The organism is Limnovirga soli (genome assembly GCF_013106755.1).
Taxonomy (GTDB): Bacteria; Bacteroidota; Bacteroidia; order Chitinophagales; family Chitinophagaceae; genus Limnovirga; species Limnovirga soli.
Window position 1 is genome coordinate 1 of record NZ_WHPF01000001.1, and the last position, 13,976, is coordinate 13,976.

Here is a 13,976-nt window from a genome sequence, read left to right on the forward strand (position 1 = left end):
TAAACTCTTTAATAACTCGTTTTGTTCTTTCATTTTATTATGCAAGTTTAGCACTTACACACTTATTTGCATAGTACCCCACACTTATTTGGATATTACCGGCAATAGTGCCCATCCAGATGGCAATAGTGTCCGTCCACATGGCAATAGTGTCCATCCATATGGCAATAGTGCCCATCCACATGGCAATAGTGTCCATCCACATGGCAATAGTGTCCGTCCAAATGGTAATAGTGTCTGTCCAGATGGAAATAGTGTCCGTTTACATGGCAAACCTGTCCGTTTAGATGTTTTTTGGCCCTTTTGCGTCCCAAAACGGGTATTATCACGAATTTTCAAATAACTGTGGAAGCAATTAAAAGAGTTTGATGGCTGTTTTGATAATACAAGGAGACAGTTAGCAAGGCTAAGACAATTATTGAATGGAATGGTAAAAATAGACGCACCATCTATTTGAAAAAATGCACCATACAAGCATTGAATATCAACGCCATAATTTTTTGGGTGCTGCGATTTAGTTCGTCTATTTTTGAGTTACCTGCCATTATGAAAAAACAGCTTATAATACTAATTATCTACTTAGGAATTCTAATGTCGACAACATTTGTTGACATACCTTATTCGAATTCCATTGTAATTGTTTTGACAGTATTGTTTTTCGGATATTTGATCTACGAATTCAATAATATTGCAAATACTAAAATTGAAGGCGACCTTATCCTCAGAAGACAAACAAAAATGGTTCGACCACTTTTTATTCTCTTGGCACTTATTCCATCTGTCAGCTATTTTATCAATAATAGAATTAATTTCCTTCAAATACTATTATTCTGGTCAGTTGTTATATTTGACATTGTTATAAGCATTTTTACAAAGAGACTGAAACCAATTGGAATGGTTATTAAGGAAAAGAAGCTCATATTGAATGACTTTAGAAATACAAACAGGAATTTAAGTCAATTAAAAAGCATGAAATTGAACGGGTTGACGGATGAAATAGAAATGACCTTTGTGAATGAAAAACGACTGTATATCAATCGCAGTGAATATTTGGCTATAGACATTGAAAGTTTAATTTCAATTTGTATTGACGCAAGCCAAGAACAATTATCAATTTCAGACAACTTGAAAAATGGGAATAACGGCAGGTAACAGGCGTTTGGCAAAAAAGCGGGTTCAGTGGTTAATTGAACATCCTGCTTCGTATCAAATTTTGTGCTGGGTTGAAAGTTTAGTGCTTCTAAATCCGCTTCTTCGCCAAGCGCCAAAACGCTGTGCGTCACTTTAAACTAACATCTTCAGTAATTCAAAGCAACCTGGTTTGAGAATTCAAATTAACATATTTCACTTCATCTTGACAGTTCTCATTGTAATTACATGTGGACTAATTTCTATAAGCTATGGTTGGATTTCGTTCGCAACTTTCACAGAGAGACCAGGTTTAAACGGAGACTTGTATTACTATTATCGCACAGACAGAATAGTTTTTGGTTTTTACAAACTACTTATTGCGGCAGGTGCATTGTTAACAATCATCAGACTATCTTACTTCGTTTATAAAGGCAACAGACCAAAAGTGACAAAAACATTCATTCACTTTGCCATTTTACTAGCCGTGCTTATTCTTTGTGAAATTTATTTGAGTACCCGTTTTGTCGGTAAAGGTTAAACGCATGAAATGAAAATAGCTGCTGCATTTGTACTTTTTTTTATTGCTTTCATGTGCTTCCGCATACTTGCGCCAGAATGGGGGCTTAGTTGTGAACTTGAAAATGAAAAAAAAGTAATAGTCGAAGAGCAGCCGCAAACAAAATCATTAAATGCTGATTCGCTATCTGATATGTTAATATTTAAAGATATAAAGGGCTTGTATGCTGAGGTTAAAGTAACTGCACAATCCATAGATTCAATTTTCGCTACAATTATCATAATTAATAATTCAACATCTGATATTACTATATATAAGCCAGTATTTCCATATAAAAATTTGGTTGAGAATTATTTTGATTTTATGGATTCCAATTTTCATCATTTGAATTTCTATGTTGATTCGGATAGTCAGCAAAAATATTACAGTCAAAAAAATTCACCTCCTGCTGTTATCCCTAATTTTAAAATCAAAGAAAATTTCATTATTTTAAAAGCTAATGAACAATTGAATTTTAAGCTGAATATTTCAGAGAATTATGATTTCAAAACTTTCATTGAAAAAGGTACAAAAACCTTTAATTATCATTTTTTTATTCATACTCCTTTAATTGAAAACAATGTTCATGCGTGGGAACTAGATCCATTTAGAAAAGTATACAGACCGGTATATTTGACTATTGGAGCCACGGATTCAATACAGAAAATAATTACTATTCCAGATAAATAGCTATACACCCATAATAGTTCGCATACTTGCGCCAGAATGGGAATTTGACTGTTTTTTGATAGTACGAGGGAACAGTTAGCAATGCGAAGACAATTGTTAAATGGAATGGTAAAAAATAGACGCGCCATACAAGGATTGAATATCAATTCCATAATTTATTGGGTGCTGCTATTTAGTTCGGTTATTTTTGAGATGGCGGTAATTTTATGGAATACTTCAATCAAAATTTATTTCACGTAATCAAGAACGGAAAATCAGGGTTTATTAACAATAAAGGTGATGTTGTTATAGACTTTGAATTTGACGGTGCATCTTCCTTTTCCGAGGGGCTTGCAAGAATATTCGTAGAAGAAAAAGTGGGATTTATAGATACAAAAGGAAACATAGTTATTGAACCCAAGTTTGATAGTGCTTTAGGATTTTCGGAAGGCCTTTCAGTAGTTACTATTGGTGACAATCAGGGATACATAGATACAAAAGGAAACATAGCAGTAAAACCATCCTTTTATCAGGCTAATAACTTCGAAAATGGGATAGCTCTTATTAGGGAAGACATCATATCAGAGAGCAGTTTTATTGATAGGCAAGGCAACATAATTCTAAGTGGAAAAAATTTCGCAGTTTCAAAATATAGCGACGGCCTAATAAATTGTTCTGAAAATGGTAATTGGGGCCACATTAGTTTAGAAGGTAATTTTGTTATTCCTGCAATATACAAATACACCAGGGAGTTTTCTGAAGGCAAAGCAGCGGTGTCACCGAAAAAGGACATTACCGGAAAGCCAAACAAAAAGAATTTATACGGGTTCATAAACAAACAAAATGAAATGATAATCCCGCCAACTTTGCAAGGTTCGGACATTTTTTTTTCAGAAGGCTTGTGTGCGGTTTGGAACAATGGTTATGGATATATAGACGACATCGGAAATCTGATCATTCCTTATGACTTTGAATTAGGAGAACATTTTAATGAAGGGCTTGCTGTTTTTAAGCCTAAAGGGAAAAACAAAAAATATGGTTACATAGATAAGGCTGGACACATTATAGTGGAACCAATATTTACTAGTGCAGACGACTTTGAAAATGGATTTGCGTCTGTGGTAACTGGCGAAAATTACAATCAATACAAATATGGTATTATTGACAAAAAAGGGAACTACATATGGGAGCCGACAAGATAAAAACCACCGCCAGTCGAGTAAGCAAGGGGGATTTCGCCCCCTGCTCCTCACAGAACCGTACGTGTAAGTTATGGATATAATGTATTACAACATCGAGAAACAATTTCCCTCCTTAAAAGCTGCCTGGCATTCCCCACTGCAAAAGTGTGCGACGCAAGGGAAGTTTAATAGTTATTTTTTTGCCGCGCCAATATTTTAATAATAAAATTAGATGCCCCGTATTTTTAAAAAAAACCTCTATTTAAGTATTTAATATCAACAATAGACTTTTTTTGGTATGGCTATTTAGTTCGTTTATTTTTGAGTTAGCGGCAACTCTATTTGAACACCCGAATATGAATAAAATAATTTTACTTTTCACAGGACTTTTTTTCTTTAGTAGTATATCATTTGGACAGAATTCAAATGACAAGATAATGTTTGTGATTGACTCTATTCCAGTTATAGAGGACCCCGAAGAAGGGAATGACATTTTGCAAACCGATGTTGCTGACATCACAGTAATAAAAAATAAAGACACATTAATGCTGTTAGGTTATGGGCAATTTGATGGAGTAACTTTTTTGTTTACAAAAGAATATCGCAATAGACCCGAAAGCATAAAACAAATTCCTTCCTCAAAACAAATGGAAAAGAAAAATGGAGCTTTTCTTTTTCGTAGCAATCTATACAGCGGACAATTTATTGACTATTACTATAGTGGTAGAAAACAAGGAGAAGGTACATTTCTCAATGGCAAGCTAAATGGACATCGCAAAATGTACTATCAGAATGGGAAATTAGCAATGGAGAGAGATTACAAAGACGGAATTGAAAATGGTTTTGAAAATGAATATTATGAAGATGGTTCATTGAAACAAAAAGGAGAATTTGTAAATGGAAAAGAAGAAGGAATTTGGGAATCATTTTATCCTAATGGGCAAGTCAAATTACGGAGCAAATACAAATCAGGTGAAGTTTTTGACACTGCCACAAAGTATTATTCTACGGGAAAAATAAAAGAAACTGTTTTTATCAAAAATGGGAAAGTAATTCCTGACCCAAGTCTTGTGAAAATAAATCAGTTAATGACCAATAGTAACGAAAGTAATAAAGTAGGAGACACAAAAGCAGCAATAAAATATTGTTCCAGAGTTATTGAGTTAGACAGCACATATGCTGCAGCTTATTTTTCAAGAGGAACTATAAAATTGAATGATTTTCAATTTGACGAAGCCATTGCAGATTTTGACAAAGCATTAAAGTTTGAGCCGTTAATGGAATTTGCATTAGCTAATAGAGCATTTGCCCGAATAAGAAAATATCAGTTTGCAAGCAGTAGAACATTGTCTAAAAATAGCGAGGTTACAGTTTTAGCATCAAAGGATAAAGTGCCAATTCCGCAAGACGAACAAGAAAAAATTTGTAATGACTTGCAAAAGGCAGTGTTCTTAGGTGACAAATCAAAAATGATAACAGAGGCTTTATCTGACTACTGCCAGACAAAGAGCAGCCGCTAGTTGAGTAAGCAAGGAGGATTTCGCCCCGCAGCTCCTCACAGAACCGTACGTTTAACATAAGGATATAATGTATTACAACATAGAAAAACAATTTCCTTCCTTAAAAGCTGCATAGCATTCCCACTGTACAAGTGTGCGACGCAAGTGAAGTTTAATAGTTATTATTTAGTCTGGCCAATATTTGAATGGGAAAAACATAGAATGCCCTCTATTTAAAAAAGTGCACCATTAAATCATGAAATATCAACAAGAGACTTTTTTTGGTATGGCTATTTAGTTCGTCTATTTTTGAGTTGAATGCAAGCTTAATTGAACATCTCAATACTTAACATGCCTAATAAAAGCGAAAAAGAAAGACGTAAGCAAATTACTAATGATCTTCGTAAAAAAGCAAGAGAAGAGTTTGAAGCAAGTTTGCCCATTAGCCGTGAATTATTTCAAAATTTATTCGATCACTTAGACAAAGAACTAATTGACAATAGTTGCGATCATACATTAAAATTGACAAGTCTTTTTTTGGAATCCAAAAGAGTCGAGAATATCAATAATGTAAAGGAATGGTTGAGGCAAAATAGCGGATATTGTGATTGCGAAGTTCTTGCTAACGTTGAAGAAAAGTTTGGTGAAAATCCCATCTTATAAAAAAATCAATCAGAATCGATGCTCAAGAAATTCGGCCCTAAAATCAAAATTCTCTAATAATCCAGCAGGCTTCGTATAAAAGTCTGTGTTGAAAATCGCCACCTTAGTCCAGTCGAAAAAAGTAAGCAGCAATTATAAACTCAACCAACATGCCTACATTAGTCCATCTTGCTGACGAAAGAGAATCCTCAAACATTAAAACCAATGGAATAAAAATCGGGAAACGAATGAAAGGCGTTTTCTGTATGCCTGTAATGCAAAATTTCTATGTTTCCCATCAATGGTTGCGAGAATTAAAGCGTTTTGGAGGTAATACATTTGTCGGTGTTTATTTTAAGGTTGACAGTTCAGAAAAAGTATTTGCTGGAAAATTCAACGAACCACATAGGCATATCGAATTGGGTGAAGCCATCAAAGAAATATTATCCATAGAAGACCCATTGGGCTATGAATTAATTATTTGCAGGAAAATAGAGGCGAAGGAAATCCACAAGATAAGAAGTCTGCCCCAAACCATTGGATGGCGATATAAACCAGGTTCCAATGGAAAAAAGCCTTGCGGATGTGATTATTGCCAAAGTGGCAAAATAAAAGCAAAAAGTATTAGGGAAAAATATGAACCAAAGGAAAAGGATTTGCAATATGATGAAATCCTTTCCAAGCTACAAACTGAAAAAAATGAAAGTGATTTAGAGGTTTTACTTTGGGCAATCCGAAAGAAGAAAAGGAGTGCCGACCCAATGGAACTTTTGTTTTTAATGGATATGAAATCAATTACCATTGACCGTGAGTTGGCAATATCATTAAAAAAATTTAGGCATAAAAATACAAAGACAATATTGTTAAAGCTGCTTGATAAAAGTGACGACAATACTAGAGAATATGCGGCAGACAGTTTTTTGCAACTCTATGGACAAGAAGCGGAAAAAATGTTTATAGACACCAAAGACTTTGCAATTCAAACCGCACTGACAGATTGGAGAGCAAAACAATAACTGCTGCTTACTGTCTATTCCTGCAATAGCTAAACAAACATCTTCTTAAAATAGTCGTCAACCAAGCGTTTATTCCCCTTTGATTCATTACAAATAAAATAATTTATTTCCCTAAAAACTGCCTAGTATTCCCCACCGTACAAGTGTGCGACGCAAGTAAAGCCCAATAGTGTTGCTTTTGCCGGGCCCAAACATTGGCTTTGGCTGCTATTTTTTTGCTTGCAGTTGCTGTATAATTTGTACTGGTTGGTTATTACGGGCCAATATATAGGTGGCATTTTTGCCCAGTTGTAAGGGCAATATATGGCGTACCTGCCCCTGTATACTTAATCCGTTTATAGGGCTACATTCAAAATTGCCCGCCCCCATGTTGATAAGAATGGTGCCATAGCTGGCATCGTAGCGGCCCATTTCTATATTGTTTTCGTAAAAATTACCGGTGAGCAGTATATCGGGCAGCCCATCGTTATTGGCATTGATGATAACAGCATCTTTTACCGGACTTAACTGTGCCTGCCAGGGCAATGCTTTTGGGGTAAAATGTAGTTTACCATCGTTTATTAATAGGGCACTGGCAAAATAGTTGGCGGTAAATAACGTGGCATTATTGAGTTTATCCGCCGTAAAAATTTCGGGCAGGGTGGCTTTGGCAAAATCGGCTGCATAGAGAAGCTGTTTTTTTAATACAGGCATTTGCTTTTGCAGCTCGCCAATACTGGCAAAGGGATATTCGCGGTGCTGCAGGTAATAGGTGAGCACCTGTTCTTTTTTACCATTGCCATCAAAGTCGTTATAGTACATGCGCACTGGCTCTTCCTCGCTGGCTTTCAGCCGGCTGTTTAGGCCAAGGTTGCCCGCTATCAGGTCTATATCTCCATCGTTATCTATATCGCAGGGCAACAGGTTGTTCCACCAGCCATTTTGGGTGGTTAGGGGCAGTTTGGTAAAGCTGCCTTTGTTATTGATAAATGCAGTGATGGGGCCCCATTCAAGGGATAAAAGCAGGTCGCTATCGCCATCCTTATCTATATCGCACCAATAAGCATTGGTTACAAAGCCAATGGTGGACAGGTCTTTGGCATATTTTGAAGTTACATTGGTAAACTTACCGGCACCATTGTTCTGCAATAGATAAGAAGCAGGTATTTGTCCATAGGCATTAGGTACGCATCTGCCACCAATAAATAAATCGGTAAACCCATCTTTATTAAAATCGCAGGGTATTACGCAGGAGGCAGTGGTATACAAGGTATCAAATGCGCCGGCCAATTTGGTAAAATGGGCTTTGCCATCGTTTAAGTAAACCCGGGGCGTATTGTGCTCGTCGTGGCCAAAAAACTCATTGCCGCCACTGGCTATCACCAGATCAATTTGGCCATCATTATTTACATCAGTAAAGCAGGCACTTACATCTTCATAAACACTATCGGCAGCTAATACCGGTTGCTGGCTTTGGGTAAATGTGCCATTGGCATTTTGAATAAACAAGGCATTTTTAACCCGTTTGGCAGCGCCTATAAATACATCTTCTAATCCATCCTTGTTAATATCACCAACCGCCAATGCCGGGCCCTCGGTGGAGAACATGCGGGGGATTAACTGTTCGCGGTTAAACTCGTTAAATGGGTTTTCCTGATGGGTATATTGCAAACCGGTTGCAGCCGTAATATCAGCCATGGGAATGGTGGTATTGGGCTGGTGTTGCTGTAAGGCGGTATAGTTAAAATCAGGTAGCCCCTTTTGATAGCTAAGGTGAACAATTCCTGTATCGGAAGCGGTTAAGTGCTGGCAGGTATTATCGGGCCATATCAATATCAGGGAATCGGGTTTGGTATTATTTAAGCCAATATGCAAAGGAATTTCCATACTGGATAAAAAGCCATGCACCGGGTAATTTTCATAAGTTCTTATACTGTTACCGGTATACAATAAAAGTTTGGCGCCTATTGCATTAATATTTGCGGCAGGGCCTTTTAAATGTAACTGCAAAAAATGTTGGGCACTACTGCCAGCAGTTTTGTTTTCGTACAATACCGCATCGGCGTCAATATTATTTACTACAATATCCAGATCGCCATCGTTATCAAAATCTGCATATACGGCGCCATTGGAATAGCTGGGTGCATTATCAGCAATGGCATCCTGCCTGTCAATAAATTGCAGGTTGCCCTTATTACTAAAAAACTTATTGGGCAATTTAATCTGTGGGAACTTTTCTATCAGCGCCATATCTTTTTGTCCCTTGGTTTGATTGGCCATATTTTGCTGCACCACATCGTTAGATACATAGTTGGCGTAATCAATATCGTTCATACGTTTGGGTATGCCATTGCTTACAAAAAGGTCTTTTAATCCATCATTATCAAAGTCTAGCCAAAGCGGTGCCCAGCTCCAGTCTGTTGCCGCCACACCGGCATATAAACCCAGTTCGCTAAAATGGTTATTGCCCTGGTTAAATTGCAGGTTATTACGGGTGTATTGAAAGCTATAGCCGTAGCCTATTTTCTCATAGAACAAATCGTAATTATCCTCGCCAAGGGAGCGCTTTAAAATGGAAGGATCTTCGGGCAGCATATCCATGGAGATAATTTCGGGATAGGCATCATTGTTTATATCGGCTATATCTACCCCCATAGAAAACTGGCTGCTATGCATCATTTCCTCGCCCGATACTTCTTTAAATTTGCCATCATGCTGGTTTAGATAGAGATAATCATTCTCATGAAAATCGTTGCCAATATACATATCGGGCCAGCCATCCAGGTTTATATCGGCCACACAAACACCCAGGCCATAGCCAATGGCAGAACTGTTGATGCCGCAGGCTTTGGTAACATCTGTAAAATGATTGCCCTCATTTTTAAAAAGCCTGTCGCCTGCCAGTGGATGATAGGTTCCCAGAAATAAAGAACGTTCCGCAAAAGTGCCATTCTGGTGTACGGAATGGTTTAAGAGAAACATATCCAGATCCCCATCCATATCATAATCTAAAAAAGCAGCTTGTGTACTAAAGCCCGAAAATGCAAGGCCCCAGGTAGCCGTTTCATCGCTATAAAATGGAACGCCGTTTTTGTCAATGCCCTTACAAATAAGTAATTGGTTATTGGCTTTTAGCACTTCGTAATTGCCCACACGGGAAATATAAAAATCCAGCAGGCCATCGTTATTAATATCCACAACAGATACGCCGGTACTCCAGCCACCATCCTGTAGAAGTTTGGCCGCGGCGGTAACATCTTTGAAATGCAGGTTACCGGTATTTAAAAATATTTTATTGGTGCTTTGGTTGGCGGCAAAAAACAAATCAATCAGGCCATCGTTATTAAAATCGCCGGCGGCCACACCTGCGCCATTGTAGAAATACATATAATCCAGCACATTAAATACCGAATCGGGGTGCAGGGTATTATTAAAATCAAGACCTGTACGGCTTTTATCCAGCACTTCGAAAATTGGGGGCGTTGCGGTTGGGTTTTTTCCGCATGAGTTAAGTGCAATGGCAACAATAATAACAACAAATAATCTGTTGAGCCCGGCTGTAAATGTTGCAGGAAGCTTTACTTGCGTCGCACACTTGTGCTGCAACAATTGTATGCAGCTTATAACTGAAGTGTGTATTGAATACAGCATATTTTTATAGTTATACTTACCCATGTAATGCTTAGTTGGAGCGATGTTTTATTTTGTACTACAGCTTACTGTTGCGCCGGGCTATGCAGTACAAGTGTGCGACGCAAGCATGTTTCATATCTATTCTTTTGCCCGGCTAAAAAGGCATTTATACATTTCGCTTATTTACCTGCCGCCGTAAATGGGCGCTTGTTAAAGGCATACAAAACAGGCATTTCGCCATTTTGCAGCATAAGCAAATACTTACCGTTCTTATTTTTTACCGGTTGAATATCACGTACCTGACCACGCAATTCAATACCGCTTACCGCATTGGGCACATAGCTAAACTGCGCCTTACCATTGTTAATGAGCACATGGGTAAAGCTGGCATCGAGCCGGCCAAATTGCGGCTGAAAACAAAAATCGTTACCGCCCATAATCAAATCGGGAATACCATCGCTATTAACATCGGTGCACAAAATGGCGTTTACTGATGAGAACTGCACATTTGCCGGCAAAGGTTGTATTTCAAATTGGCCATTGCCCATATTGATGGCAATACAACTGGCATCATCATTAAATAATTTTACTGTGGCATTTTTTAACTGATCTGTTGTAAACAAATCCTGCATGGATTTTTTTGCATAATCCTCGTGTTTCAGGTTTTCCTTTTTTAGGTAAGGCAACTGATCGGTAATATCGCGTTTCATTAAAATGGTAGCATCTTTTCCGTTTACTGTTCTGGTAACAATCTTTTCCAGTTCACCGTTATTATCAAAGTCTTTTAAAAATAATTTTGCGGGGGCTGTGGCGGAAGGTCTCAAGTAAAAATTTTCACCAATATTTCCCAGTACAAGGTCTTGCTTACCATCGCCATTTAAATCGGCGGCAGCAATGGCCTGCCACCAGCCGCTTCTATCGTTGAGGTTGGATTTCACTTCTTCAAAATGATCTTTTGCAAAGGTGAAAATACGTGTAGGCATCCATTGGCCAGTAATAATCAATTCTTTGCGGGCATCGCCGGTAACATCTGCAAATACAGCTGCCGATACCATGCCAATAGTGGCTATATCAGGATTTTTAGTTTTAGCCATATCGGTAAAGCGGCCGGTACCATCGTTTAAATAAATAAAACTGGAAGGAGAAACCCCATAGAGTTGTGGCACACTTTTACTACCTGCAAAAAGGTCTATATCGCCATCGCCATCAATATCATTGGCAATTACAACGGAAGTGTTCATGCCGCTATTGGGGATGGCTTTGGTATCGACGGCAAAATTGCCTTTACCATCATTTTTATACAAACGGCTTTGCATTAATCGGCTGCCAGCGGGTGCATTGTTGCCACCGGCACCCGCAAAAATATCCAGATCGCCATCCTTATCGCAATCAAATAACAATACGGCTACGTCTTCAAAATCGGCGAACTGCTTAAATACAGATTGTTCACTTTTTAAAAAGCTACCATTGGCCTGTTGCAGGTATAATTGTGATGCCTGATTAGCTGCACCGGCGATAAAAATGTCTTCCAGACCATCGCCGTTTACATCTCCGGTGCTGGCTTTGGGGCCCTGACGGGAAAGCATTTCCATAAGGCCAGGTTCGTAATAAAAATCTATATAATCGTCTTCGGTATGCTTTTCAAAATTAGCAGGTACCGCAGTAAAAATTGTTGCAGGAATAACTGTTTTAGGTGCAACCAACGGAAAGGAATTATTTGCCCAGCTGATGGTATACACAGAATCGGTTGCCGGATGTGTTATGGTGGTTTGGGTTAAATCGGGCCAAATAATTACCAGAGAATCGGCGGCAGTATTATCTCCTGTTCCAAAAATAATTTTATAATCTACAGATGATTGAAAGCCGTGATTGGGAATTACTTCGCGGCTTTGAATTTGGGAGCCTTTGTACAGTTCAATTTTGCTGCCTATTGCAAAAGTATTATTGCCTTTACCTTTTAATTGCACACCCAGGTAATGGTGTTTATTATTTTCCCTGCTTTGATTTCTATATACAAATGCCGGTTCGTTTTCGTTGTTTACTACCAGGTCTAAATCGCCATCATTATCCAAATCTCCATAGGCGGCACCATTGGAAAGAGAGGGTTGAGAGAAACCCCAGTTGTTGCCTTCATCAGAAAAAGTTAGGTTGCCATTATTTCTAAAAGCCTTATTAGGTATGGGTTGCGATGGCATTTTGTTTATAATATCATCCACCGCTTCCTTTTTACCAGTCATTACCATCTTTTGTACCACATCATCGGCAAAAAAATCAATAAAATCCTGGTTGGTTACATCATGGTTAATACCATTGCATACATAAATATCATTTAAGCCATCATTATCCGCATCAAACATAAGTGCACCCCAACTCCAGTCAGATGCATTTACGCCACTATAATTGGCTATTTCCAAAAATTTTCCATGCTGGTTGTTTAGTTGCAAAGTGTTTTGCATATACTGATAGTAGAATCCGGATTTTTCTTTTAATCTTTCTACATCAATATTATCAAAGGAAGAAGTTGTTTTTAAGCGATACTCATCGCTGGGTAGCATATCGGTTGTAAAAATATCGGGGAAACCATCGTTGTTAATATCGCCCATATCGGCACCCATAGATGCCAGACTCATATGGCCAATCCAGTTCTCCCCTTCTTCTTTAAAAGTGCCGTTTTGTTGATTTACATATACGTAATCCTTTTCAAAAAAATCGTTTGACACATAGAGGTCGGGATAATGATCACCATTAATATCTCCCACGGTAATACCCAGTCCAAAACCAATCAAACTACCATAAATACCGGCCTGTTCACTAACATCCGTAAAATGACCATTATCATTACGCAAAAGATGATCACCCCCGCCTTTTACAAAATCTGCTACCGGCCAGTTTTCGGCTCTCAGGTTTCGCTTATTGGCATAATTCAAGGTGTTAACAGGTATAAAACTATTGTTTAAAATATAACAGTCCAGATCGCCATCCAAATCATAATCAAAAAAGGCCGCATGGGTAGTATATCCACCCGGGTTGGTTAAACCATACTGTGCTGCAGAATCAGTAAAGCCAAGTTGATGATTATTAATAAACAACTGGCATTTGGGTAATTTACCATTTACATAACCTGCATTACAAACAAATATATCCAGCCAGCCATCATGGTTAATATCTACCATTACAACCCCGGTGCTCCAGTCTTGCTTATTGGTAAACCCAGCCTTTGCTGAAATATCGTCAAACTTAAAATTGCCTTTGTTTAAAAACAATTTATTACTGCCCATATTGGCTGTAAAAAAAACGTCGGCCAGTCCATCGTTATTAATATCGCCTATGGCTGCGCCGCCACCATTATAAAAATTACGGTAACTAAAAATATTAAAGTCGTTAGTGTTATGTACTTCGTTGGTAAAATTGATACCGCTATTCTGTTGTAATTCAAAAAGAGCGGGGGGTTGTTCCTCATTTTTACAGGCTGTAAACAGGAAAAAAGGTAACATAAGAATAAAGCAAATGCGAAGCGTTGTTGACCCGGCTGTAAGGTAATTATTCAGCTTTACTTGCGTCGCACACTTGAACAGCAACAAATAGCTGAGCAATAAAAAAAACGATACAGTTAAAAACATATTCAAAGTTAGTGACGAGTGTTATTACAAAAACCTTCTGTTATATAAGA

The 13,976-nt window shown here is 38.0% G+C and carries 9 protein-coding genes; 6 read left to right on the forward strand and 3 right to left on the reverse strand.

What is annotated here, in order from left to right; translation table 11 throughout:
• Positions 1-37: 37 nt before the first annotated feature.
• A complete protein-coding gene (locus GD597_RS00005) occupies positions 38-205 on the reverse strand; it encodes a hypothetical protein (RefSeq protein WP_171605738.1) in 168 nt (55 codons plus the stop codon).
• A gap of 341 nt (positions 206-546) precedes the next feature.
• Between GD597_RS00005 and GD597_RS00010 the strand changes: the two genes are divergently transcribed.
• From GD597_RS00010 to GD597_RS21840, 6 genes are all read left to right on the forward strand, one after another.
• Complete coding sequence (locus GD597_RS00010; RefSeq protein WP_171605739.1) at positions 547-1,152, forward strand: hypothetical protein; 606 nt, start codon at positions 547-549, stop codon at positions 1,150-1,152.
• A 526-nt stretch (positions 1,153-1,678) separates the two neighbouring features.
• Positions 1,679-2,377, forward strand: coding sequence for a hypothetical protein (locus GD597_RS00015; RefSeq protein ID WP_171605740.1), 699 nt, complete (start codon positions 1,679-1,681; stop codon positions 2,375-2,377).
• Positions 2,378-2,583: 206 nt separating this feature from the next.
• On the forward strand, positions 2,584-3,558 hold the full coding sequence (locus tag GD597_RS00020) for a WG repeat-containing protein (protein WP_171605741.1): 975 nt from the start codon (positions 2,584-2,586) through the stop codon (positions 3,556-3,558).
• Between the two features lie 335 nt (positions 3,559-3,893).
• Entirely contained in the window at positions 3,894-5,057 is a 1,164-nt protein-coding gene (locus GD597_RS00025; RefSeq protein WP_171605742.1) for a toxin-antitoxin system YwqK family antitoxin, read from the forward strand.
• A gap of 330 nt (positions 5,058-5,387) precedes the next feature.
• Positions 5,388-5,699, forward strand: a complete 312-nt coding sequence (locus GD597_RS00030; protein WP_171605743.1) for a DUF2695 domain-containing protein — start codon at positions 5,388-5,390, stop codon at positions 5,697-5,699.
• Positions 5,700-5,848: 149 nt separating this feature from the next.
• Positions 5,849-6,694, forward strand: coding sequence for a hypothetical protein (locus GD597_RS21840; RefSeq protein ID WP_216368480.1), 846 nt, complete (start codon positions 5,849-5,851; stop codon positions 6,692-6,694).
• Positions 6,695-6,901: 207 nt separating this feature from the next.
• Here GD597_RS21840 and GD597_RS00040 read toward each other — a convergent pair whose 3' ends face one another.
• Positions 6,902-10,138, reverse strand: a complete 3,237-nt coding sequence (locus GD597_RS00040; RefSeq protein ID WP_317170271.1) for a VCBS repeat-containing protein — start codon at positions 10,136-10,138, stop codon at positions 6,902-6,904.
• Between the two features lie 347 nt (positions 10,139-10,485).
• A complete protein-coding gene (locus tag GD597_RS00045; protein WP_171605745.1) occupies positions 10,486-13,800 on the reverse strand; it encodes a VCBS repeat-containing protein in 3,315 nt (1,104 codons plus the stop codon).
• Positions 13,801-13,976 lie beyond the last annotated feature (176 nt).